Annotated in this window: 20 protein-coding genes; 6 read left to right on the top strand and 14 right to left on the bottom strand. The window is 61.2% G+C overall.

Going from position 1 to position 23,511, the window contains the following annotated elements:
* Positions 1 to 56: 56 nt before the first annotated feature.
* The 5 genes from BM400_RS13995 to dnaE are packed head-to-tail and all read right to left on the bottom strand — an operon-like array spanning position 57 to position 6,365.
* Complete coding sequence (locus BM400_RS13995; RefSeq protein ID WP_141223932.1) at positions 57 to 1,109, bottom strand: CPBP family glutamic-type intramembrane protease; 1,053 nt, start codon at positions 1,107 to 1,109, stop codon at positions 57 to 59.
* Positions 1,110 to 1,141: 32 nt separating this feature from the next.
* On the bottom strand, positions 1,142 to 1,993 hold the full coding sequence (locus tag BM400_RS13990) for an acetyl-CoA carboxylase carboxyltransferase subunit alpha (RefSeq protein ID WP_089839795.1): 852 nt from the start codon (positions 1,991 to 1,993) through the stop codon (positions 1,142 to 1,144).
* A 12-nt stretch (positions 1,994 to 2,005) separates the two neighbouring features.
* Entirely contained in the window at positions 2,006 to 2,413 is a 408-nt protein-coding gene (locus tag BM400_RS13985; protein ID WP_175529034.1) for a nuclear transport factor 2 family protein, read from the bottom strand.
* Positions 2,410 to 2,832, bottom strand: coding sequence for a DoxX family membrane protein (locus BM400_RS13980; RefSeq protein ID WP_089839790.1), 423 nt, complete (start codon positions 2,830 to 2,832; stop codon positions 2,410 to 2,412). Before BM400_RS13980 ends, BM400_RS13985 begins: the two co-directional genes overlap by 4 nt.
* Positions 2,832 to 6,365 (bottom strand): DNA polymerase III subunit alpha, encoded by a 3,534-nt coding sequence (gene dnaE / locus BM400_RS13975; protein WP_089839788.1) that lies wholly within the window; start codon positions 6,363 to 6,365, stop codon positions 2,832 to 2,834. The genes BM400_RS13980 and dnaE overlap by 1 nt, the downstream gene beginning before the upstream one ends.
* A gap of 66 nt (positions 6,366 to 6,431) precedes the next feature.
* Here dnaE and BM400_RS13970 point away from each other — a divergent pair, with 66 nt between their 5' ends.
* Together BM400_RS13970 and BM400_RS13965 are read left to right on the top strand one after the other, a co-directional pair.
* Entirely contained in the window at positions 6,432 to 6,947 is a 516-nt protein-coding gene (locus tag BM400_RS13970; protein ID WP_089839785.1) for a Uma2 family endonuclease, read from the top strand.
* Between the two features lie 57 nt (positions 6,948 to 7,004).
* The gene (locus BM400_RS13965; RefSeq protein ID WP_141223931.1) at positions 7,005 to 7,607 is read left to right on the top strand and encodes a hypothetical protein; all 603 of its coding nucleotides are present in this window, start codon (positions 7,005 to 7,007) and stop codon (positions 7,605 to 7,607) included.
* Here BM400_RS13965 and BM400_RS13960 read toward each other — a convergent pair.
* A complete protein-coding gene (locus BM400_RS13960; protein ID WP_089841944.1) occupies positions 7,585 to 8,622 on the bottom strand; it encodes a M20/M25/M40 family metallo-hydrolase in 1,038 nt (345 codons plus the stop codon). The two genes, BM400_RS13965 and BM400_RS13960, sit on opposite strands and share 23 nt — an antisense overlap.
* A gap of 78 nt (positions 8,623 to 8,700) precedes the next feature.
* Between BM400_RS13960 and BM400_RS13955 the strand changes: the two genes are divergently transcribed.
* On the top strand, positions 8,701 to 9,393 hold the full coding sequence (locus BM400_RS13955) for an alpha/beta hydrolase (RefSeq protein ID WP_089839779.1): 693 nt from the start codon (positions 8,701 to 8,703) through the stop codon (positions 9,391 to 9,393).
* Between the two features lie 72 nt (positions 9,394 to 9,465).
* Here the strand turns inward: BM400_RS13955 and BM400_RS13950 are convergent, their stop codons facing one another.
* Positions 9,466 to 10,350, bottom strand: coding sequence for an alpha/beta fold hydrolase (locus BM400_RS13950; protein WP_089839776.1), 885 nt, complete (start codon positions 10,348 to 10,350; stop codon positions 9,466 to 9,468).
* A 321-nt stretch (positions 10,351 to 10,671) separates the two neighbouring features.
* Between BM400_RS13950 and BM400_RS13945 the strand changes: the two genes are divergently transcribed.
* Complete coding sequence (locus tag BM400_RS13945) at positions 10,672 to 13,656, top strand: ATP-binding protein (protein ID WP_089839774.1); 2,985 nt, start codon at positions 10,672 to 10,674, stop codon at positions 13,654 to 13,656.
* Complete coding sequence (locus BM400_RS13940; RefSeq protein WP_089839772.1) at positions 13,649 to 15,085, top strand: sigma-54-dependent transcriptional regulator; 1,437 nt, start codon at positions 13,649 to 13,651, stop codon at positions 15,083 to 15,085. The genes BM400_RS13945 and BM400_RS13940 overlap by 8 nt, the downstream gene beginning before the upstream one ends.
* Positions 15,086 to 15,093: 8 nt before the next feature.
* On the opposite strand, the gene BM400_RS13935 is transcribed toward BM400_RS13940, so the two are convergent.
* Entirely contained in the window at positions 15,094 to 16,230 is a 1,137-nt protein-coding gene (locus tag BM400_RS13935) for a DUF6438 domain-containing protein (RefSeq protein WP_089839769.1), read from the bottom strand.
* A gap of 44 nt (positions 16,231 to 16,274) precedes the next feature.
* Positions 16,275 to 16,964 carry a YecA/YgfB family protein gene (locus BM400_RS13930; RefSeq protein ID WP_089839766.1) on the bottom strand — a complete coding sequence of 230 codons (690 nt, stop codon included), beginning with the start codon at positions 16,962 to 16,964 and terminating at the stop codon, positions 16,275 to 16,277.
* 273 nt (positions 16,965 to 17,237) lie between these two features.
* On the opposite strand from BM400_RS13930, the gene BM400_RS13925 reads away from it, so the two are divergent.
* Complete coding sequence (locus BM400_RS13925; protein WP_089839764.1) at positions 17,238 to 18,773, top strand: flavin-containing monooxygenase; 1,536 nt, start codon at positions 17,238 to 17,240, stop codon at positions 18,771 to 18,773.
* A gap of 187 nt (positions 18,774 to 18,960) precedes the next feature.
* Here the strand turns inward: BM400_RS13925 and BM400_RS13920 are convergent, their stop codons facing one another.
* From BM400_RS13920 to hpnA, 5 genes are all read right to left on the bottom strand, one after another.
* Complete coding sequence (locus BM400_RS13920; RefSeq protein ID WP_175529033.1) at positions 18,961 to 19,383, bottom strand: energy transducer TonB; 423 nt, start codon at positions 19,381 to 19,383, stop codon at positions 18,961 to 18,963.
* A 48-nt stretch (positions 19,384 to 19,431) separates the two neighbouring features.
* Positions 19,432 to 20,379 carry a diacylglycerol/lipid kinase family protein gene (locus tag BM400_RS13915; RefSeq protein ID WP_089839760.1) on the bottom strand — a complete coding sequence of 316 codons (948 nt, stop codon included), beginning with the start codon at positions 20,377 to 20,379 and terminating at the stop codon, positions 19,432 to 19,434.
* A gap of 240 nt (positions 20,380 to 20,619) precedes the next feature.
* Complete coding sequence (locus tag BM400_RS13910) at positions 20,620 to 21,717, bottom strand: alcohol dehydrogenase catalytic domain-containing protein (protein ID WP_089839758.1); 1,098 nt, start codon at positions 21,715 to 21,717, stop codon at positions 20,620 to 20,622.
* Between the two features lie 66 nt (positions 21,718 to 21,783).
* A complete protein-coding gene (locus BM400_RS13905) occupies positions 21,784 to 22,443 on the bottom strand; it encodes a phosphorylase family protein (RefSeq protein WP_089839756.1) in 660 nt (219 codons plus the stop codon).
* Positions 22,440 to 23,450 carry a hopanoid-associated sugar epimerase gene (hpnA, locus tag BM400_RS13900; RefSeq protein ID WP_089839755.1) on the bottom strand — a complete coding sequence of 337 codons (1,011 nt, stop codon included), beginning with the start codon at positions 23,448 to 23,450 and terminating at the stop codon, positions 22,440 to 22,442. Before hpnA ends, BM400_RS13905 begins: the two co-directional genes overlap by 4 nt.
* Positions 23,451 to 23,511: the final 61 nt, after the last annotated feature.

The raw sequence follows: 23,511 nt of genomic DNA, 5'->3' as shown, positions 1-23,511 counted from the left end.
AACGAAGGGTCAGAGCATCGACATCCGCCTCATCCCACTTTGATCCGGCTAAAAGACTACTGCGCCCGATCCGGCAAGGGTGGCGGAGGAGGAGCAACCGCCCCGTCCCCTGTCTTGGAAAAGCCCTGTGGCGTGCTCGCCAGAATCTGCACCAGCGCCGGAGCCTTCGCGGCGGCATCTTCCATCGCGGTATGCGCCGCCGGAGGAGCCACCGTTACCTCATACCCCCCGGCAACGATCGGAGCATGCGTGTAGCTCCACGCAAAGTCCCGTGTCACGCGGTAAAGCACCGGAACCGCCGCCACCAGCACCACCAGCGCAAACAAGCTTGCCGCCGGTCCGAAGTCTCCACCCGTGAGCCAGTCCGGGCCGTACGTGCTTCCCTGGACCGCCGACGCAAACTCCGTCTTGCCCCCCAGAGGCAGACCGAACAACACACCGGTAGAAGCCGCGAGCCCGAAGTGCAGGCCCCACGCCAGCCAAACCGCATGGGTCCTCAGCCACGTCAGCGAGAGCAGAGCCGTCAGTAACATCGTTGTCACCACCGCCGCGCCCGAGGCATACGGATCACGCCACCGCGCAAAACCGGCCAGCAGCATCAGCAGCAGAATCGCAAACGAACTCCCGAACGCATCGGTCAAACACCGAAATGGATATCCGCGGAACGTAATGTCATTTGCCAGCGTGGCGAGCGCAAGCGTCAGCAGCGCGAGTAGCGTTGTTCCCAGCATGGAAGGACGCAGTGAAACCTCCGCATGCAGTCGCAACGAGAGAATCAAGGGCAGCACGCACGCCACCACGATCCCCCATCCCAGTGCCGCACCGGTCAGCCACTCACGCTTCGCCGTCGCTCGCTTCGGCATCGCCATCAGCTCACGCAGTGGAGCCGACTGACGCGCCATCGTCTGCAAAGCCATGAAACCGATCACCAGCAGAAACAGATGGCAGCAAGCCTCCACCAGCCCATGCCCGGCAGGAAACCGCAGCGTCAGCCCATTGGCGGCTTTCGTCGCCAACGCCCCGGCCCCGAAATACCACGCCGCAAACCCCGCGAACAGCAGCAGGCTAGGCAGGCGACGGCGACGATCTGGGGCTCCGGACAACGGCAACGAGAGTTCTCTTTCGTACTGGTTTTGGCGTCTTAGGCCGTCGTATAAAACTGAGCGATATTGCGAAACTTCTCATACCGCTTCTGCAGCAGCGCTTTCAGTGGCATCGTGCGAATCTCGTTGAAGTGCGCCGTCAGCCGCGCATCCACCATCCGCATCGCCAGCGGAAGATCCATCTGGGTCCCACCAGCCGGCTCATCGATCACGTCATCCACGCAGCCAAGCCGCTTGACGTCGTACGACGTGTACTTCAATGCCGCAGCCGCCTGCTGTTTCTTGGACGCATCCTTCCACATAATCGACGCGCATCCTTCCGGAGAAATCACCGAATAAATCGCATTCTCCAGCATCAGCACGCGATCCGCGACCGCCAGCGCCAACGCTCCACCCGACCCGCCTTCTCCGGTAATGGTCGCAATCGTCGGCACCTTCAGTCGCGACATCTCCAGCAGGTTCCGCGCAATCGCCTCGCCCTGCCCACGCTCCTCCGCGCCAATCCCTGGATAAGCCCCAGCCAGGTCCAGAAACGTAAACACCGGCCGGCCAAACTTCTCCGCGATCTTCATCGCGCGCAAGGCCTTGCGGTACCCCTCAGGCTCAGGGCTGCCGAACTTGCGCGTCACGCGCTCCTTCAGCGTACGTCCCTTCAGATTGCCGACCACCATCACAGGTTCCCCGTGGAAGTAGGCCATCCCGCACGTCATCGCCGGATCGTCGCCGTAGGCACGGTCGCCGTGAATCTCGCTGAAGTCCGTAAAGAGCGCTTGGATGAAGTCCATGGGATAAGGGCGCTGCGGGTCCCGGGCCAGCTCCGTCTTGGTCCACGCCAAAGGCGTTGCAGGGGCCGGAGTAGGTATAGCTCGTGTCGCTTCGAAATCAGCCATCGTGGTGTCCTCTTACGATTGTATGTCAGCCGCTCCAACCTGCGTCGATTCATCCAGCACAGGCACAACTGTTCCTTGGTGAAACACCATCTGCCACCGCCCATCGCGCCTCACCCAGATCGAGGATCGCAGCGCATGCCTCACAGCCTTGCCCACCTCCGAACGGCTCGACCGGTACGTCAGCAGCACGATCCCCTCGCCAAGCGGCTCCGCACGGAAACTGTCCGCTGCAAGCGCCACAGGACCTTCGTTGCCTAACTCCGCAAGAATCTCCTCTCGCGTGTAGGTCCGTCCTGAAGCCCCATACTCGCGGAACTCCTCGGCCAGAAGCATCCGCAGAGCCACCGGATCTCTCCGCACCGTGCCGGTCAGCAAAGCCCGTTCCAGCACCTCGAGTTCATCGCGCTCGCTCTGTGTCACGAAGACTTCCGTAGTTTGTACAGCGCCCACCAACGCGTGTCATACGAAGCACGCAGAAAAAGCAGAAGGGAGAATACGACCGAATAGTTCAGCTGCAACCCGGCCGTACTCCAGTCCTGCCGCAACACCGTCCCGAACATCAACGAAAGCATCACCAACGACCCAAGAAGCAAAGCCTCCCACGTCAACACCCCAAGCACAAGTAACAACCCAACCGTCAGTTCCACAAACGGAAGCACCAGCCCAAACCCATGCACCAGCGCAGCCGGCAGCGGCGTATCCGCCATCGTCTTCACCATGCCCGCAGCGAATGCGCCGTCGCCATGCATCAGCCGCACCCCACCATGACCCAGGAAATCAAGACCAAGCATCAGCCGCAACAACACATACGCCAGCCTCTTCTCGAACAGGGCGGACATTATTCGATCACCCGCACAGCACCTGCGCCCACGACTTCTTCCACACGGTCGATGAACAGCTTATCCGCCGCCACCATGCATCCCTGCGGTTCCAATACCACGCAGAACTCACCCGGCTCTTCCAGATCGAGCAGCATCTTGGCGCCTCCCGGCGAGCCCTGGAAGACCGCATAGAGCTTATCCAGCATTGCCTCATCCGGAGCGTGCAGCGGAATCTTGATCCGCAGCGCCACCGGCAGCTTCAGCTTCACATCTTCAAGCGCCTGGATGCTGTTGATCGCCAGTTTCGGAGCCGAGTCCTCTTCACCGCGCAACACGCCCCGCACCAGCACCGGCACATCGATCTTCAGCTTCTCCGCGAGCTTCTCATAGCTCTGCGGAAACGCAATCAACTCGATCTTGCCGACCGTATCTTCAAGCGCGGCCTGCGCATACATCTCACCCGACCGCTTCGACTTCGCGACCTTCAGTCCAGTGATCACACCGGCAATCGCAATCTCACCCTGCGTGTCGTTTCCACCACCCCGCCGAAACACCTGCGGCTCCGGCTTCATCTCGATCGCCCGGGCCGTGTCGACGACCTTCATATTCCGTAACTTTTCCCGATACTTATCCATCGGGTGCCCGCTCACGAAGAAGCCCAGCACATCCTTCTCGTTCTGCAACCGCGTGTGCTCATCCCACTCCGCAGCGGCAGGCAACTCGTGCGCCTTCGAAGCGCCTCCAGCAACCGGGCCATCGTCGAAGATACCGAACAGCCCATGCTGTCCCGCTGCCGCATCCTTCTGCGCCTTGATCGCACCTTCCATCGCCTTGTCGAGAGCAGCCATTACCCGCGCGCGCGGCCCGAACTCATCCATCGCGCCAGCCTTGATCAGCGACTCCAACACCCTCTTGTTCAGCAGACGCAGGTCGACCTTCTCGCAAAACTCCCACAGAGAATCGAAACCCTTCTTCCCTTCTGCCTGCAGTGCGTTCCTCGCGTCGATGATCGACTGAATCGCATTGTGCCCCACGTTCTTGATCGCCGACATCCCAAACAGAATGGTGTCCTGCACCGGAGTAAACGCAGTCGCCGAAACCTGCACATTCGGGGGCGTCACCGAGATCGCCATCTCGCGGCACTCCTGAATGTACTTCACCACGTTCTCCGGCTTCGACGTTTCACTCGTCAGCAGCGCCGCCATGAACTCTGTCGGATAGTGTGTCTTCAGCCACGCCGTGTGATACGCCAGCAACGCATACGCCGCCGAGTGCGACTTGTTGAAGCCGTATCCCGCGAACTGCGCCATCAGATCGAAGATCTTCCCGGCCATATCCTTCGGGTGCTTGTTCTTCGCCGCACCCTCCATAAAGCGCTGCCGTTGCTTATCCATCTCGGCCGCGTCTTTCTTACCCATCGCGCGCCGCAGAAGATCCGCGTCGCCGAGCGAATAGCCTGCAAGCACGTTTGAGATCTGCATGACCTGCTCCTGGTAAACGATGACGCCCAGCGTCTCCTTCAGCAGGCCCTCAAGCTCCGGCAGCAGATACTCCACCGGGCGCCGTCCCCACTTGCGCTCGATGAAGTCGTCGATCATACCGCCCTGAATTGGCCCCGGACGATAGAGCGCATTCAGCGCGGTCAGATCCTCCACCGTAGTCGGCTTATAGCGCCGCAGCACATCGCGCATGCCACCCGATTCAAACTGGAACACACCCGAAGTAAGCGCACGATGATAGACCTTCTCATAGGTCTCCATGTCGTCCAGCGGAATCGTCGCAAGATCGACATCCTCACCACGGTTCGACTTGATCAGCTTCAGGCAGTCATCGATGACCGTCAGCGTAGTCAGCCCAAGAAAGTCCATCTTGAGCAGGCCCATCTTTTCGACGGCCTTCATGTCGTACGCCGTCACAATGGACTCGTCCTTCGTCCGCGTAACGGGCACCAACTCCGTCAAAGGCTGCGGCGCAATCACCACACCGGCAGCATGAACACCCGCTCCACGGACCAGCCCCTCCAGCCTCAGAGCGGCGTCGATCACTTCCTTGATACGCGCGTCACTCTCATACGCTGCGGCCAGCGGCGGCGAGTCCTTCAAAGCCTGATCGATTGTGATGCCGATCGTCGGCGGAATCATCTTCGCAATGCGATCGACCTCACCGTACGGCATGTCCAACGCGCGTCCGACGTCCTTGATAGCAGCCTTCGCCGCCATCGTATTGAACGTGATGATCTGCGCGACCTGATCGTTGCCGTACTTGCGCCGGACGTACTCGATCACTTCACCACGGCGGTTCATGCAGAAGTCGATATCGATATCGGGCATGGACACGCGTTCCGGATTCAGAAAGCGTTCAAACAGTAGTTCATTCTGCAACGGATCGACGTCCGTGATCTCCATTACGTAAGCCACCAGCGAACCCGCCGCCGAACCACGGCCCGGGCCTACCGGAATGTTCTGCTCTCGTGCATAACGGATAAAGTCCCACACGATCATGAAGTAGCCCGGAAACTTCATGCTCTTGATGATGCCAAGCTCGCGATTCAACCGCGCCTCATAATCCGCAATCGTCTTCTTGAGCAGTCCGCGGCTCTGAAGATGAGCAATGGCGGTATCCAGACGTTTACGTAACCCTTTTCGGCACACATCCTCGAAATACTCATCGAGCGTCATCCCATCCGGGCATTCGAACACCGGGAACGGATCGGCAACCTTCGTCATCTTCAGGTTGCAGCGGTCGATAAACTGCATCGTCCGCGTGCACACCTCGGGCGTCTGCGAGAACGTCCGCAGCATCTCCTCAGCCGACTTGATGTAGAACTCCTGCGTGTCGAACTTGAAGCGGTTCGGATCGTTCATCGACCCCGCCGTCTGCACGCACAGCAGAATCTCGTGCGCGCGCGAGTCGTCCGCCCCCACATAGTGCGCGTCATTCGTCGCGATCAGGGGGATGTCGAGATCCTTCTCCATCTTGAACAACTGATCGCAGACATTCTTGTCCGGCTCGAGACCATGGTCCTGAATCTCCAGAAAGAAGTTGCCCTTCCCAAAGATGTCCTGGTACTGCCCTGCCGCCCGCATGGCCTCGTCGTACTTGTTCTGCATCAGGTGCTGGTTCACCTCACCCGCCAGGCACCCCGAAAACCCGATCAGCCCCTCCGAGTGCTTCGCCAGAAAGTTCTTCGACACACGCGGCTTGCGATAGAACCCATGCAGCGCCGCCTCGGATGTCAGCCTCACCAGATTGCGATACCCGGCCTCATTCTCCGCCAGCACCAGCATGTGGTTGTACTTATCGCCCTCCGGCGCGGCCCGATGGTCCTCGTTCTTGCAGATATAAAGCTCACACCCCAGGATCGGTTTGATCCCCTTCTTCTGCATCGCGTCGAAGAAGTGGACAGCTCCGAAGATGTTGCCATGATCGGTCATCGCCGCCGCCGTCTGGCCGATCTTCTTCAAATGTCCGGCTAGTTTGTCGACGTCGCAGGCTCCATCGAGGAGCGAATAATCAGTGTGGAGATGAAGGTGGGTAAATTCTGCAGCCATCCCCCTAGTTTATTCCTTGGTTAACGAGGAAATCTCGTCCCGAACCCTGCTACACTTTTGGCACTGATGGCCACCTCGACCCAAATCCCGCTCGCCGAGTACCTCGCAACCTCCTACCGGCCCGACCGCGAGTACATCGACGGTGAAGTCGTGGAGCGGAACATGGGCACATGGGAGCACGGAAGGCTACAGATGCTGCTGGGGATTTGGTTTGGCCAGCATGAAGCTGAATGGGGAGTGATGGTCGCCGCGGAGTGGCGCACCCAGGTCAGTGAAACGCGCATCCGTATCCCAGATGTCACCGTAGTCATCTCCGGTCCACAAACCCCGGTCCTCCACGACGCTCCCCTCCTTCTCATCGAGATTCTCTCCCCCGACGATACCTACTCCGCCACCGAGCGTAAGGCTCAGGATTACATGCGGATGGGCGTAAACACCGTCTGGATCATAGACCCTGAGACCCGCACTGGTCGCATGTGCATCGGAGCCACCTGGACCGCGGCCACCCGCCTAGAAGTCCCCGGCACACCGATCTACGTCGAACTACCCAACCTCTTCGCCGGCCTCGCTCCCACCCGTTAGAGACGCGCGACAATGCCCGGAGACCGACTGCCCTTTTACGCATTCTGTATTGGTCTCTTGGGAAATTTCATCTTCCGCTTCTTCCGACAACGAAGCGAAAGCCGCGATCGGGAAATTTCCCTCTATCAGCCAGTCACTCCTTCGTCCGCCCCGGTGACATCCAGCATCCGCCTCTTCTCCCTGGAGGAGATGTACCATCTCACACCTGAGCTTCTGGCTGCGCTCTGGATGCTCTACCAAGTCCGCAGCGAAGAAATCCCGGAGCTCGCAGCCAGTCTTCTGGAACGTGGTTTCGACACGCCATCTCTGCGCAGGCTTGCCGGGGAAAACCGCCCCACCCACGCCGATGTCGCTGATCTCGTCGCGGATACTCTACGTGCGCTCCACTCCCGGCTCCCAAAGGACGAAGTGCACGCCCGAACGATTATCTGCCGTTACCTAGCCGCAGAGGCAATTGCAGGACGCATTGCTCCTTTTGAGGCAGGCGATAAAATCGCCTCCCTACACGACTGGGATACTCTCACCTATTCTGGCCAAATCGCAATCACGAGCATCGAAGCAGAAGAGTGGAACACAAATCAACGGATCGAAAACGAACCCCAGATGCTGGAAGCGCTCCAGAATTATCTGAAAGCGGCTACTCCTTCACCAACCCAGTAGCCAGCTCGACATAAAGCTCAACACACTCCAGCAGTTCCTTTTTGCTCACTCGTTCATCCCACGTGTGCGCCACATGGATCGACCCCGGACCCAGCAGAAACGGCTCTCCCCAGTTCGTCAAACTCGGAATATCCGTAGCAAACTTCGCAATCATCGTTGGCAGCGTCCCCACCCGCCGCATACGGATAAACGTCAGATCCAGCGAAAACGTAACCTCCGCTCGCCCTGCAACGGCCGCAAGAATCGCGTTCTTCACGATCTCCGACGGCCCCACCGTCCGGATCAGCAGATGCGCCTCCGCCTTATCCGCCACGACATTCGGAGCCCGCCCCCCCGAGATCACTCCTACATTCACCGTGGTCGGCCCAATCTCCTCCTCAATCGGCAGGTCCAGCATCTGAATATCCGCCAGCACGCTCACCAGCTTGTCGATCGCTGACTCTCCCAGCTCCGGATACGCCGAATGCGCCATCTTGCCACTTGCCCGCAGCTCAACACGCAACGCACCTTTCGTCGCCAACGCCATCCGATTATCCGTAGGCTCTCCGTTGATCAAAAACTTCGATCCCTTCGGCGTCTGGTTCGCCACCGCGGCCCCAGCCGAATCGCGCTCTTCCCCCACCACAAACAGCAGACCAACCTTCACCCCAGCCGCGATCAGCCTCTCCGCCGCCGCCACCTGCACCGCGATAATTCCCTTCGCGTCGCACGTCCCGCGCCCATACAGATACTCCTCGTCCTCCGTGCAATGAAAGAAAGGAGGCACCGTATCCATATGCGTCGACAGCACCACATCCGGAGTCACCCCGGGCATCGCCGCATACACGTTGAACCGCTCGCCCGTACCCGCCCCGGGAGTCAGCGCCAGGTCCGGCTGCGGCACCGGCTGCTTCTCCACGTCGTACCCCAGCCCGAGCAGGAAATCATACAAAAAGTGCCCTGCGGGAGCTTCATGGTAGGTCGTGGACTCGATGTTCACCAGCTGCCGCGTCAGTTCGATAGGGTCGATCTTCAGTGTGCTCATTCCACCCAAGAATACCCTGCCTCACGCCGCCGTGGTGTTCCCGCCGCGTGAACAGTAAACTGAAAGTCCATGCCGACAGACTCTTCCTTCGCATCCCGCGTCCAGACCATCGACGACCTCCAGGGCCCAGCCGGCCGCCTCGAAGCCCTCCTCAACACCGGCCGTCCCGACGCCCCCTACGCTGCCCTCGTCTGCCACCCGCACCCACCCTCCGGGGGCACCATGCACAACAAAGTCGTCTACAACGCCATGAAGGTCTTTACCTCCTTCGGCCTACCCGTCCTGCGCTTCAACTTCCGCGGCGCAGGTCTCAGCGAAGGCACCTACGACGAAGGCCACGGCGAACAGAACGACGTTCGAGCCGCACTCTCCTGGCTGGAACACAACCTCAAGCTCCCGATTCTCTTCGCGGGCTTTTCCTTCGGGTCCAACGTCGGCATGCGTGCCTGCTGCGGAGACCTCCGCGTCAAAGGGATGATCGGCCTCGGCCTCCCCGTGCGCGCCGCCGGACGCGACTATACCTACGGCTTCCTGCCCAAGTGCGACGTCCCCAAACTCTTTATCTGTGGTGACCACGACGAGTTCTCTCCAAGGGACGTCATGGAGCAGGTACTGGCGACCGCGAACGAACCCAAGAAAATGGTCTGGATCGAAGGCGCCGACCACTTCTTCCAGGGCATCCCCACATCGCCACGCGCCAAGCTGGACCAGATGCAGGTCGAGATGCGCACCTGGCTCCAGGATGAGTTCGCTCTCGACTAGCCACAAAGCCGGATGCCCCACATCTAGCTTCTAGGAAGTGGGGCATCCGAGCCTCTCGATTTCAGGGAGCCGCTAAGCCGTCAGCATCCGCCCGGACAGCCACCCATGCATCGCCCGGTTGCACTCCTCCGGCATCTCCTCAAACGCGATATGCCCGGCCCCTTCCACCACCACCAGTCGCGAGCACGGCAACATCTCCTGCAGCCGTCCCGCCGACGAAAGACCCACTGCCCGATCCCGATCGCCCCACACCAGCAGCGTAGGCGTCTTCGCCAGCCGAGCGAGCTCACGCTGCAGGATCCGCATGTCCTCGTGCCACAGGCTCACGATCCCCATAATGTGCTCCATCGTTCCAGGAACACGCAGGCCGTCCGTATAGCCCTCGAGCGATCCCTCGGTCACCCGCGCCGGATCACCATACATCCGCCGCAGAGAAACCGCATGCAGACGCTTCGGCAGATACGGCACCATACGGGCGAAACCCCGTCCAATCCTCGTCTGGTAAAACCTCACCAGCACATGCCCCAGGTCGCAGAACGGATTCGCCGGCGCAAACAAAATCAAACTCCTTACCCGTTCCGGATGCCGCGCCGCAAACATCATCGACACCGCACCACCATGCGAGTGCCCCGCGATGTCCGCCGTATCGAGTCCTAGCGCCTCCATCAAACGCGCCAACCGGTCCGCTGCACCCGCCATGCTCGCGTCCAGCCCCTTCACCCGCTCCGACTGTCCCATATTGGCCATATCCACGGCATAGATAGTGGCATCCTTGGCAAGCTCATCGATATTGCGCCGCCAGTTCGTGACCGATCCTACCAACCCATGCACCATCACCAGCGCAGGCCCGGAACCCGCCGTTCCATAGTGAACCCGAACCCCGTCCACCGTAACAAATTGTTCCTGAAGTTGACCCGACAAACCCTGCACCCGTCCCCGCAAAGGCGGGTTCCTCATCCACTTCAATGTTACGGGACAGTTAATTTTCCGTAAACCAGAAACAGACCCGGACAAAAAGCCATACTGCAATTTCAAGATCATGAGCAACGCCTTTATTCCCGACAATCGGTCTCACACTCGTTTACACAGAGACCATCGCTTTGTCGCCGCATCACAAAATCCACTATTCAGTACCGCCTATGATTTACAGAATCATCGGAAATTCTCGAAAGGAACAAAACTTCCTGAATCACCTCCTACCTCCGTCCAATGTCCTAGATTCGGCGCACGGTTGCCGTATCGGTTTGGCCCTCCAGTTGCATATAGTGGTGTAGTCAGATGAAAGAAGTTTTCCAGACACGGGTTCTCGCACTGGCTCTCGCGATCGCGACGCTGGGAGCCTGCGTCCTCGCGGGTCTCAATCTTTCCTACGAAAGTTCCTTCGAGGTGCCCTCCGACGGTATCTGGTGGATCGAGGCACAAAACGGTCTCCGTGCCGAGCACGTACCCGCGGGCTCCCCGGGCGAGCGAGCCGGTATCCGCAAAGGCGACATCCTCCAGTCCATCACCTCGGGCGTCATTCATCCCACGACCCACCTCGCCGCCTACGAGCGCGAACTCCAGCACAGCGGCACCTGGTCCCACGCTCTGTACAACATCGCCCGCCCGCTGAACGGTTCCGTCCAGAATCCGCAGCAGTTCGCCAAGCTCGATATCCAGGTCTACCTCGAACCCGTCGACCGCAGCGTCTACCAGCCCTTCCGCCTCATGGCGCTCGTCTACCTCGCCATCGGCCTTTACGTCCTCTTCCGTCGTTGGACCGCACCCAAATCTACGCATTTCTTCGTCTTCTGCCTGGTCTCCTTCGTTCTTTACACCTTCCGGTACACCGGCCAGTTCGATACCTTCGACTGGACCATCTTTTGGTGTAGCATCGTCGCCTCCGGCCTGCAGCCCGCACTCTTCCTGCACTTCGCCCTCACCTTCTCCGAGAATCCCCGCCGTCACGGGTGGCTCCGCCGCAACCTCGCGGCCCTGGCCCTCTACGTGCCCGGAGCCGTCCTCCTCATCCTCCAGATCGTCGCTATCCAGATCTGGTCCGCGACCGAACTCCTCCGCCACCGCCTCGACCAGCTCGCCGTCGGCTACCTAGCCCTTTACTACGTCATCGCAGCGGTCGTCTTCTCCATCCGCTACCGCCGCACCCAGTTCCCTCTCCAGCGCCAGCAGCTCAAGTGGCTCACCCGCGGAACCCTCCTCGCGGTCGTTCCATTTACCGCCCTCTACGTCATCCCCTATCTCGCGGACTGGAACGTCCCAGCCCTCCTCGTCAAGATATCCGGGCTCTCGCTGGTGCTCATCCCCCTCACCTTCGCCTGGGCCATCGTCCGCTACCGCCTGATGGACGTCGACCTCATCTTCAAGCGTGGCGTCACCTATACGCTTGCCACAGCCACGATCGTCGGTCTCTACTTCGGCGTCGTCGGCCTCACCGCCGACATCCTGCGCTCGCGCCTCCAGTCTCTCGGCAACTGGGGTCTCATCACCGCCATCGTCGTCACCGGACTCCTCTTCGACCCTGTCAAACGCTGGATCCAGGGCCAGGTCGACCGCATCTTCGACCGCAAGCGTTTCGACTACCGCGAGACACTGGTCGACTTCGGCCGCGGACTCAACTCCCAGACCGACCTCAATGCGCTTCTCTCCGCCATCGTTGAGCGTCTCCCCCAGACGCTCCTCGTCTCCCGCGTAGCCGTCTTCCTCGACGAGAGCGAAAACGGCACGCACGGCCGCCAGAACTTCCGCCTAGCCGCCTCGCACGGCCTCAACAACTTCCGCACCGGCGAGGCAGAAACCCTCGACACCAGCTTCTTCCACTTCGACCAGTACGGCGCCGAAAATCATCTCTTCCTCGAGAATCCTCATCACGCCCTCTCCCTTCCCGACACCCAGCGCGAAGCCGCCAGCCGCCTCGACCTCAACTACTACCTGCCCTGTCGCGTCGCCAACCGCGAAGGTGCCGGAACCCGCACCGTAGCCGTCATCGGCCTGGGTCGTACCAACGACGGTGCCTACCTGTCTTCAGAGGATGTTGAACTCCTCGAATCTCTCGCGGGATACATCGGCATCGCCATCCAGAACGCCAAGCTCTACTCCCGCCTCGAACAAAACCTGGCCGAGTTTGAGCGCCTGAAGGAGTTCCACGAGAACATCGTCGAATCCATCGAGATCGGTATCTTCGCTGTGGACCTCGATGACCGCATCGAGAGCTGGAACGCCCAGATGGAGACCATGTACGGCACACCACGTGTCGCTGCGCTGCGCCAGCATCTCTCCGCCATCTTCCCGCCCGAGTTCGTCGCGCGCCTCGACTCCGTCCGCGAAGACACCGGCACCCACACCCTCTATAAGTTCCACGTCACCCTGCCCTCGGGCGAGACGCGCATCGCCAACATCGCCATCGCACCCCTCGTCACCCGCGACTTCCTCAAGGTGGGCCGCATCATTCTGGTCGACGACATCACCGACCGCATTCAGCTCGAGACACAGCTCACCCAGGCCGAAAAGCTCTCCTCCATCGGCCTGCTCGCCGCCGGTGTCGCGCATGAAGTCAACACCCCGCTTGCCGTCATCTCCAGCTACACCCAGATGCTGGCCAAGCACCTCCGCGACGACGCCAAAGTCGCCCCGGTCCTCGAAAAGATCATCCAGCAGACCTTCCGCGCCTCCGAGATCGCCAACGGCCTCCTCAACTTCTCCCGTACCTCCGGCTCGGAGTTCACCTCGCTCGATGTCAACCAACTTCTGCGCGACACCACCACGCTCCTCGAGCATCAGTTCAAGACCACGCAAATCCAGCTCCACATCGAACTCGACCCTCACCTTCCGCGCATCCACGGCAATCAGGGCAAGCTCCAGCAGGTCATCCTCAACCTCATGCTCAACGCCAAAGACTCCATGCACGGCAAACCCAACGCCACCATCACCATCCGCACCGGACAGGAGCCCGGCAAGGTCTTCGCCATCATCCAGGACTGCGGTGCCGGCATTGAGCGCGCGCACCTCAACCGCATCTACGACCCCTTCTTCACCACCAAGGTCAAACCCCAGGAGGGCCAGCACAAGGGCACCGGTCTGGGCCTCGCCGTCACCTACGGCATCATGCAGGAGCACGCCGGCAAGATCCAGGTCGAGAGTGAACTCGGCATCGGCACCACCTTCCGTCTCGAATTCCCCACCGCAGGCGTACGCAAAGCAGAGAGCGGCATCCCCCTAACCGCCACGACATTATCGGAAGCCAGCAAGGACAAGATTCATGCCTGAAATTCTCGACTCGCCAGTCGGTAACCCCTCCGAGATCGCCCCAGCGATCCTCCCTCGCATCCTCATCATCGACGACGAAGCCGCCATTCGTGAGTCCCTCGAGACCCTCCTCACCTTCGAAGGCTTCGACGTCACCATGGCCGTCGACGGCCCCTCCGGCCTCAACACCCTGGCCAAACACACCTTCGACCTCCTTCTGCTCGACCTCGCCCTCCCCGGCGAAACCGGTATCGAGCTCCTGCCGCGCATCGTCGAGATGCACCCCGACCTGCCGGTCATCATGATCACCGCCTACGGCACCGTCGGCAACGTCGTCGAAGCCATCCAGGCCGGCGCCTCAAATTTCGTCCAGAAGCCCTGGGACAATGAGAAGCTCCTCGCCGACATCCGCTCCGCGATCGCCCGCCACAAGGCCGAAGAAGAGGTCGTGCAGCTCAAGCGCACCCTCAAGCAGCGCTACAACTTCGAGAACATCATCGGCAAATCCGAGCCCATGCTCAAGCTCTTCGACCTCGTCGCCCAGGTTGCCCCCAGCCGCTCCACCGTCCTCATCCAGGGCGAATCGGGCACCGGCAAGGAGCTCATCGCCAAAGCCCTCCACGCCAACTCCCCTCGTCGCGACCGGCCCTTCGTCCCAGTCAACACCGGCGCAGTCCCTTCAGAACTCCTTGAATCCACCCTCTTCGGCCACGTCAAGGGTGCCTTCACCTCCGCCAACGCCAGCAAGAAGGGCCTCTTCGAGGTCGCCAACGGCGGCACCCTCTTCCTCGACGAAATTGGCACCATGACCATGGATATGCAGGCCAAGATCCTGCGCGTCCTCCAGGACCGCCGCTTCATGCACCTCGGCGGCACCACCGAGATCCAGGTCGACGTCCGCATCATCGCCGCCACCAACGTCGACCTCCAGGTCGCCGTCCGCGAAGGAAAGTTCCGCGAAGACCTCTTCTACCGCCTCAACGTCATCATGTTGGAGCTCCCACCCCTCCGCGCTCGCCGCGAAGACGTTCCGCTGCTCGCCGCGCACTTCCTCAAGGTCTACGCCGAGGAGAACGGAACCGGCGACCGCGCCCTCTCGCCCGACGCCCTCCGCGTCCTGCTCGACTACGAGTGGCCCGGCAACGTCCGCGAGCTTGAGAACGCCATGGAGCGCGGCGTCGTGCTCTCCACCGGTCGCCTCATCAGCCCCGACCTTCTTCCCCGATCCCTCACGGGCAGCACCTACTCGGCGGCCCTCCTGGAGCACCGCCCTGGCGCTAGCCTCTTCGACCTCATGGAAGAGATCGAGCGCCGCATCATCTCCGACCGCCTGGAACGCTGCCACTGGAACCAGACCGACGCCGCCGAGTTCTTCCGCATCCCTCTCAGCACCCTCAACCAGAAGATCAAGCGCCTCAATATCGAGGTCAAAAAGCGCAGCCGCGACTAGCGAATCGATCACTTCACCGGAGAAGCCGCCAGAGACCGCAGAATCGCCTGGTAGTTATCCGGCATAGCCCGCGTCAACGCATCCTGCGCCTTCAGATAGTCGGTCGCGCTGTTCCCATCCACATCCCGCTTCGTCGGATCGGCCCCCAGCTTCATCATCGCCGCCACCAATGCAGGGCTCTCCACCCGCTCGGACGCCAGCATCAGCGGCGTCACCCCTCGGTTATCCGCCGCGTTGATGTTCAACCCTGCGGTCCATAGCGCCCTGACCTTCTCCTGAGGGTTCGGCTCTGCCGTCGAAGACACGGCCGCCGACATCGCCGTCTCCCCTGCGTTCGACCGCCTCAGCACATCCGCCCTGCCTGCAATCAGCATCGTCAACGCATCCAGCGTCCCCGCCTGCGCCGCATACATCACCGCTGTCCACCCGCTGGAATCCACCGCATTCAGGTCCAGCGACGTATCCGCCATCATCTCCTTCAACTCGCCCAGCCTTCCGCGCGCCGCCACCTTCATCAGGCGCGTCACGCCCTTCTTCGGCCAAACCGTGTCGACCATCGCCCGGTCTTCGCCGAACGTCTCTTCACGCGGCCCACCATGCCGCCACTGGTGGGTATCCGCCAGCGCATCGATCTCCAGGTCCAGCTCGCGCAGCCACGCCGGACCGATCGCGTCCGTCGCCTCCACCGTCTTCGTCTGCTCACCAATCGACAGGCTCGTCACCATCCCGCCCGACCCACTATCCGCGCGCGCATATCCCGAGCACAACATCCAAAACCCGCGATCCGCCAACTGCTGCAGCATCGCCCGAGCGCCCACCGCGTCGATCGCCGCTGCTGCATGACCCAACACCGTCACATCCGCCTTACCGGACCAACTCACACTTCCGTCTCCGGTCACCCGCACCGTATACGCCGGACACCCAGCCGCACACTTGGTCCGTGTCAGCTCCAGAAAGTCGCCCGTAGACGCCGAGACATTCCCCGTAACCGGCACATCGCTGCGCGGACATCCCCACGTACTTGTATGCGGGTTCACAGGCCGCTTAATGCCGGGCACAACCTGGGCGCCCAGCACACCAGCCCAGGCACCAGACAAGACCCCAGCCAGCAGACCGCACGCGACGCATCCCCGGCCAAACACCATCCCGCGCCCCCCAACTTCCACTCCTATAGGACGTACGAAAACCGTTATCCGCCGCAGCACTTCTTGTACTTCTTCCCCGACCCGCACGAACACGGATCATTCCGCCCCGGTGCCATCTCCCGGACAATCGGCGAAACCCGCATCTCCCGCAAACGCCAGAAGCCGTAAATCCCCACCGCGCACTCTGGAATCATCTCCAGCGCGTCCGCGAACTGCTCCTCGCTCGGTCCCTCCTCGCCCTCCTCCACCGGCATCAGCGGGTTGCCTTCCTCGTCACGGGCCAGGAGCAACATCGGCGTCAGCATCGCCTTATCTCGCTTGCGCTCCAGCAGAGGCATCCACGCCTCCTCGCGCAGGTCGATCGCCTGGAGGAACCCCTCGACCCAGTCCGTGGCGTCTTCTTTCCCATCCTCCGACTCCCAGAACACCGGCAACACCGCCTCCGGTCCCTTCTCTAAACCCGCCGCGATATCAGCCAACAGCGCCACAATCGACTTCACCACCGGCGCGGAGTTCTCCCCATCGAAGCCCGGCCCCTCACCACCCCAAATCACCGGCAGAAACTCAGCCGGCGGAATCCTCTCCGGCCCCGCGGCAATCCCGGTCAAAAAGCCATCCAGCTCCGAGAGCCACATGCACGTCTCAGGCGTAGCATCCGACTCCAGCAACTCTTCCAATGCATCCAGGTCAACCCCACCCGCTGCAGTCCCATCGCCTTCAAGCGTTTTATCCATATCGTTTAGACTAACGCCGCTCTCCCGTTGAAATCCAACTTGTCACCCCAGGACGTCGGAAGGCTCTGCCTCTAGGACCCCACAATAGGGAAAGGCCCACCTTTGAGCGTCAGCACGCTCCGCCCGGATGCTGACGCTATCGGCGTTTCAGGACTTACCCTGCTTTCAAGTTGCCTTGGCGCTGCTACATCGCGGCCATCGCCTTGTAAGAACGGTAGTCCCTTCGTATAGTGAGGCGGTACGACTAAATCCTAAATTGCAGGGGTTTCCCGAATGCAACGAGTTGCCGTCATTGGGGCAGGACCAGGTGGAATCGTCGCAGCGCGTTATCTCAAGTCGGAAGGCCTTGAGCCGGTTGTTTTCGAGCAAGGCGCACGCCTTGGCGGACAGTGGAGCGGCGAACCGGGCCATAGCGGCGTGTGGCCTTCGATGCGCACAAACACCAGCCGCATCATGACCTCCTTTAGCGACTTGCCGCATAACGGCTCCACACCCACCTACCCAACGAATACGGCGATGGGCGAGTACCTTGAGCACTATGCCCGTCAGTTCGATCTCCTCCCATCGATCCGCTTAAGAACACCCGTACGCGAGGTGTCACAGGATAGCGACGGCAAGTGGGTTGTCCGCACAGATGCCGGCGAGGAGACATTCGAGCAGGTCATCGTCGCCACCGGACGTTACAACAAGCCTGCGTATCCAAAAGTGGCGGGTCTCGACTCCTTTTCTGGCTCCGGCGGCATAAGCCACGCCTTTTCCTACAAGCGTCCGGAAGCCTTTCGCGGATCTCGGGTACTGGTCGCGGGATGCAGCATCAGTGCGCTGGAGATCGCAAGCGATCTCGCAATGCTGGGTGCGAGCCGCGTAGTCGTCACCAACCGCAAGCAGCGCTATGTCCTGCCGAAACTCATCTCCGGCGTGCCCACCGACCACGTCGCCTTCACCCGATTTGCCGCACTCGCGGAAGAATCGTTCCCAATGGCCGCCGTAGGAGAAGGCTTGAAGGGCTTTATCCTTGCCTCTGCCGGAAACCCTGAGCAGTTCGGCGCTCCCAGGCCCCCGGAGAACATCTTCGAAGCCAACATCAGCCAGAGCCAATTTTTCCTTCCCCTGGTTGCCGAAGGCCGCATAGCGACGAAGCCTTGGATCGAGTCGGTCGATCGTCAGACCGTCCACTTCACTGACGGAACCAGCGAAGACTTCGACGCCATCGTGTTTGGGACCGGGTACGATTTAAACCTTCCCTTCCTGAGCGCTGACATCCTCCGCGCGCTGAACGCTGACGAGCATCATCTGGACCTGTATCAGTTCACCTTCCCGGCTCGGCTTCCCGGTCTCGCCTTCCTCGGCATGCTGAGTGTTGTCGGCCCTTACTTTCCGGTCCTTGAACTGCAGGCCCGCTGGATCGCTTACACCTTCAGCGGTGCGCAACCGGCGCCATCGGCCCAGGAGCTGCAAGCCGGTGTAGAAGCCTATCGTGCACGGCGCGGCGGCCCGCAGGAACTCCCCTGCCATGCCGCAGCCCTGCTCTTCGCACGCGCGGCCGGAGTAGAACCGAATCTCGAGCAGTGGCCCGAACTGGGACGCGGTTTGATGTTCGGCCCACTCACACCGACATCGTTCCGCATGAACGGTCGCGACAGCCTGCCCGATGCGCCCGCGCGTTTCGCCGAAGAGATCAAAGCATTCGGCTGCATGAGCTCCGATCAACTAACGCCGATGCAGGCAGGACAATTACAAGCCCTCGCAGGCGCTCGCGATGTCGAGTCCTTCGCCCGCTTCGTTGCAAGCGTACCCGTATCCCGGTAATCGGCAAGGAGGCTTCCTGCATCATCCTGATGCGTCCATTGATCAGGACTAAAAAGCGATCCCCTTGGTACCGGTAAGGCGACTTATAGTCGGTAATCCCCAAACACCATTTCCGCTAGCCTTGAGCAATCCCATCTTCTATAGGCCCAAGACTAATGCCGCGCAGCCGTCGAAGTCCGCTCTGCTCCTACCCTCCACCAAACTCGAAATTCAGCGTAACCGTCGTCATCACAGGCACCGGAACGCCATTCAGCATATAAGGCCGGTACACCCACCTGGAGACCGCATCGATATAGGACTTCCTCAACATCTCAGGTCCGGAAATCGGCATGAGGTTCTTAACATGGCCATCCGTACCGATGCATATCCGAAGCACAACTGAGCCGGAAACATGCGCCTTAGCCGCCTCCGGCGGGAAGATCGGGTCCGGACGGCTGATCAACTGCCCAGCCATCGTTCCACTGCTCACTCGCGGATGAAACTCCTCGCCCGGACAGAACTTTGCCTCGTCCGGCGGCAAGCGGGACGGATTCAAAGCCTGCCCCTGGGCGACCCACGCCCAGCATGCAAGAACAGTCAGCGAAATCCTTACCCAGGTCACCTTCGCCATGCCAACCTCCAGGCGCTCCATCATCCCACTCACTCGATGCCGCGTCAATCACTGCGCGGGCATCAACAACCAAACCCCATCCTCCACCAGGCTCACTCGCACCGGAGCCTGTCCAATCCACTCCCCATCCGCCTGCACATCCAACCGCGCCTCCCCCACCGGCACACACCGAAACCCGTCCACGCTCACCACCCGCACCAGCGGATTCCATCCCAGCATCCCCACCCAGCCCGTACAAAACCAAAGCGGCAGCGAAACCAGCGCCGGAGCCCGCACAATCACCACCCGCATCTCCATCCGCCCCACCAGCGACCTCTGCACCGAGTCCCCCAGCCCCCGAAACAACCCACCCATGTCCGCCACCCGAACCACCATCGCGGCCACAGCACGCACCGTCTCGGTCCGCCCTCCCGAGGCGATCTCGACATCGAACTCCCGGAACCTTCGCCGAACAAACATCCACCCGGCCCGCACATAGTAAGCAAACCGCCCCAGCCGCCTCTTATCCCCAGCGATCATCTTGTAAACCAGAGCCCCATCCGGCCCTGCTCCAGCCATCACGGCAAAGTATCGCACCGCATCGCCGATCTCCACCCGTCCCACCGGAACCCGTCGGGGAACAAATCCCCCCTGCATCCGCGCCGCCGCCACTGGGTCCATCGGCAACCCAAGATCCCGCGCCAGCGCATTGGCGCTGCCAAACGGAATCACCCCGAGCGCCGCATCCGTACCCACCATTCCCTGCATCACCTCGTGGACAGTCCCATCCCCGCCGCAGGCAAACACGACCCGTGCCCCGACCTCAACAGCTCCAGCCACCTGCGCACCCGCAGACCCCGGTCCGGTCGTAGCAACGATCTCTCCCTCGTACCCAACCGAAGCAAGCGCCCCACGCACCCGCTCCAGCAACTCCCGCCGCTCTGCCCTGCCACCCGCCGCCGGATTGAAGATCAGCACAGCCTTCACGGAATACGCCCCTGCTAAGGCGAGTGGCACGTCACAAATCGTGACTCAAGAATCTCGAAAAAAGGCAGCAGACTCGCCTGTCAAGTCCCAACGATGCGTATCTCTCTCTCTCCAAACGACATCGCCAATGAACCTCAGTTCCCCTTCGCGAAATACAATGGAGATAGAGAGTAAGAAGGCCCTGCAAGCAAACCGGGCCTTCTGGATGTCACCTCGGACTAGTTTCATGGAAGTCCAAAACTAAACCCATTGAATCGAAGACTTTAGCCTTCAAACGAGGGGGGTACCTCCCGAAGGCTGAATCACAATCTTCATCGAATCGGCCACCGGATGCGAAGCCAGCTCGATCCCCTTCACCGCATCCTCCAGCGAGAACCGGTGCGAGATCAGCTTCGTCAGGTCCAGCGTACCGTCCCGATATCCGTCGAACACCAACTGAATCCCCTCCTCCTGAATCGCAACGGAGGCCGAGTAAGACCCCATCAGCGTCTTCTCATCCATGCAAACTGCCGCCGGGTCGAACGCGGCCGTCCCATGCTGCGTGCTCGCAAACAGCATCACCCGCCCACCCGGCCGAATCGCATCCATCGCCTGCGCAATCAGTGCATCCGCCCCAACCGCAACCAAAGCCACATCCGCCCCGCGGCCATCGGTCGCTGCCCTGCAAGCCGCCACCACATCCCCCCGCGCATCCAGAGGCCGATCCAGCCCATATTGCGCCGCCACCGCATGCCGCTCCGCATACATATCGCTCGTCAGCACGGTCGCGCCCGTCCTCTTGGCCAGCGCCGCCAGCAGAATCCCGATGCTCCCCTGCCCAATCACCAGCACCGTGTCGTCCGGCTCCAACTCCAGCAGCTGAATCGCCTTGAAACACGTATTCAAAGGCTCGATAAATGCCGCCTGCTCAAACGGAATATCGTTCGGCACCTTCACCAGCCCGCCCGTAGCCACGATCCAGTCCATCACCCGGATGTACTCGGCAAACCCACCCCCCGCCGCCGCAAACCCCGCCGTAGTCCCCACCTTCTTGTACGTCTCGCACTGTGCAAACGTCTTCTTCCGGCAATAAAAGCACTCCCCACACGGAATGTGGTGAAACGCCATCACCCGCTCGCCCACAGCGAACCCCGTAACCCCATCCCCCACCTTCACGATGGTCCCCGCCATCTCATGCCCAAACACCCGCGGAGCCGAGTGCGATCCCGTATGAATCTTCTTCAGATCCGTCCCACAGATCCCGCACGTATCGATCCGAACCAGCACCTCGCCAACCCCAATCTCCGGTACCGGCACCCTCTCCACCCGCACGTCATCCACCCCGCGATACACCGCCGCCCGCATCGTCGCCGGAACCTCGAAACTCATCTCAGCCAAAGCCAATCTCCCGAAATCATCTTTACAACCAACACTAGATGCCGCTTCCCCGCAACCCTAAACAGACTCCGCGAGGAAGGATGTCATCTCCGCCGTCAAAACCGTCAACGCCCGCTTACTGTTGCCGGCCAACTGCCCCAACTTACCCCAGAGCGCTGGGCGCACGATCGCATACGCCGCAAACGCCGCCTCCCGAAACTGTCCATCAGGCGTCCCGAATCGATTAAGCCCATCCATCTCAAACTCCGCATCATCTGAGATCACCTTCAACGCCTGAAAACCAACCCCCTGCCCCTCCGCCAGTCGAGCCACGGTCGCCGCTTCCATATCTACCGCCGCTGCCCCATAACCGGACCACAACCGCGACTTTTCCGCCACATCCGCAACCGATGCCCCAGTTACCAGAACCTGCTCGAAGCGCCGGTCGATAAAGCGCTCCCCAGTCAGGACGTCGACCACGACTCCAGCCCGAACGACATCCCCAACCCTCATCGCAGGGTCGCACCCCCCAGCAAGTCCCGCCGACATCAGCTCCGTGCCCCCTTCCGCCAACGCCGCCTTCACCGCCAGCGTTACCCGCCCAGCTCCCATCCCCGCGCAAGCCACCACCGCCGCCCCCTTGCGATACACAAACACCCGACGCGCCAACTCACGCCGCTCCCAGCCCTTCACCAACCCGGCTACTTCACGCGGCAACGCCGCAATGATCGCCCTCATCGCTTCAGCTCCGGAGGCACCGGAGCGTACCCATTCGCGACAAACCACTCGATCGCTGAGCGCAGCGCGCCATACACCGGCAGCACCCTGAACCCCAACTCCCGCTCCGCCTTGGCCGACGAGGCAAACATCATCTTCTTCCCCATCCGCACCGACTCGACCGTCGCCCTCGGCTCTTTCCCCCGCAGCCGTCCCGTGAAGTTCTCCTCAAAAAACGCAAACGCCATTGCCACCGCATGCGGCACCTTCATCGTCGGCGACGGAATTCCCGTAATCGCAGACATCCGGTCCAGAATCTGCTTCAGCGTAAGGTTCTCTCCCCCCAGAATGTACCTCTCGCCCGGCGTCCCCCGCCCCAGCGCCTCCACATGCATCCGGGCCACTTCACCGACATCCACCAGGTTCAACCCCGTCTCCATATAAGCCGGAAACTTCCCATTCAAAAAGTCGACGACGATTCCGCCAGTAGGCGTAGGTTTCCGATCCTCGGCCCCAATCGGAGTCGTCGGATTCAGAATCATCACATGCTGCCCAGCCTTCGCAGCCGCAATCGCCTCCACTTCGCCCAGAAACTTCGACCGCTTGTATACCCCGATCATGTCCGCCACGGACACCGGCGAGGCCTCATCCACAATCGTCCCATCCGCCTTGAACCCCATCGTCGCCACGCTGGACGTATACACCACCCGCGGCACGCCCACCTCACGCGCAATCCGCAGCAACTCCCGCGTCCCGGTCACATTGGCCGCGAACATCGTCTCCGGATCCCGCACCCAAAGCCGGTAGTCCGCCGCCACATGAACCAGAGCATCGCACCCGGTCAGTGCCGCCCGCAGCCCATCCGCCTGCCGCAAATCCCCCACCACCGTCTCGCCCGCGATCCCCTCGAGCGAAGCCAAATTGCTCGAAGACCGCGTCAACAAACGCAACTCAGCCCCGCCCGCGGCATAAGCCCGAGCCACATGGCTCCCCACAAACCCCGTTGCGCCGGTAAGAAAAACCTTCATCGTATGATTCCGCCGTTCAAGTTCGCCCCAAGAATAGACCCAGGCATAGAGCCTGGGCCAT

Origin of the sequence: Granulicella pectinivorans, assembly GCF_900114625.1 — a bacterium.
Classification (GTDB): Bacteria; Acidobacteriota; Terriglobia; order Terriglobales; family Acidobacteriaceae; genus Edaphobacter; species Edaphobacter pectinivorans.
This window is presented reverse-complemented; position numbering and strand designations above follow the sequence as displayed.

What these genes read in the sequence shown, in the direction of transcription:
- BM400_RS13905 (WP_089839756.1), bottom strand. Translation starts at nt 22,443, where the DNA reads ATGAGGGCGATCATTGCGGCGTTGCCGCGTGAAGTAGCCGGGTTGGTG.
- BM400_RS13935 (WP_089839769.1), bottom strand. Translation starts at nt 16,230, where the DNA reads ATGGTGTTTGGCCGGGGATGCGTCGCGTGCGGTCTGCTGGCTGGGGTC.
- BM400_RS13940 (WP_089839772.1), top strand. Translation starts at nt 13,649, where the DNA reads ATGCCTGAAATTCTCGACTCGCCAGTCGGTAACCCCTCCGAGATCGCC.
- BM400_RS13980 (WP_089839790.1), bottom strand. Translation starts at nt 2,832, where the DNA reads ATGTCCGCCCTGTTCGAGAAGAGGCTGGCGTATGTGTTGTTGCGGCTG.
- BM400_RS13990 (WP_089839795.1), bottom strand. Translation starts at nt 1,993, where the DNA reads ATGGCTGATTTCGAAGCGACACGAGCTATACCTACTCCGGCCCCTGCA.
- hpnA (WP_089839755.1), bottom strand. Translation starts at nt 23,450, where the DNA reads ATGAAGGTTTTTCTTACCGGCGCAACGGGGTTTGTGGGGAGCCATGTG.
- BM400_RS13910 (WP_089839758.1), bottom strand. Translation starts at nt 21,717, where the DNA reads ATGAGTTTCGAGGTTCCGGCGACGATGCGGGCGGCGGTGTATCGCGGG.
- BM400_RS13925 (WP_089839764.1), top strand. Translation starts at nt 17,238, where the DNA reads ATGCAACGAGTTGCCGTCATTGGGGCAGGACCAGGTGGAATCGTCGCA.
- BM400_RS13950 (WP_089839776.1), bottom strand. Translation starts at nt 10,350, where the DNA reads ATGAGGAACCCGCCTTTGCGGGGACGGGTGCAGGGTTTGTCGGGTCAA.
- BM400_RS13920 (WP_175529033.1), bottom strand. Translation starts at nt 19,383, where the DNA reads ATGGCGAAGGTGACCTGGGTAAGGATTTCGCTGACTGTTCTTGCATGC.
- BM400_RS13945 (WP_089839774.1), top strand. Translation starts at nt 10,672, where the DNA reads ATGAAAGAAGTTTTCCAGACACGGGTTCTCGCACTGGCTCTCGCGATC.
- dnaE (WP_089839788.1), bottom strand. Translation starts at nt 6,365, where the DNA reads ATGGCTGCAGAATTTACCCACCTTCATCTCCACACTGATTATTCGCTC.
- BM400_RS13955 (WP_089839779.1), top strand. Translation starts at nt 8,701, where the DNA reads ATGCCGACAGACTCTTCCTTCGCATCCCGCGTCCAGACCATCGACGAC.
- BM400_RS13930 (WP_089839766.1), bottom strand. Translation starts at nt 16,964, where the DNA reads ATGGATAAAACGCTTGAAGGCGATGGGACTGCAGCGGGTGGGGTTGAC.
- BM400_RS13970 (WP_089839785.1), top strand. Translation starts at nt 6,432, where the DNA reads ATGGCCACCTCGACCCAAATCCCGCTCGCCGAGTACCTCGCAACCTCC.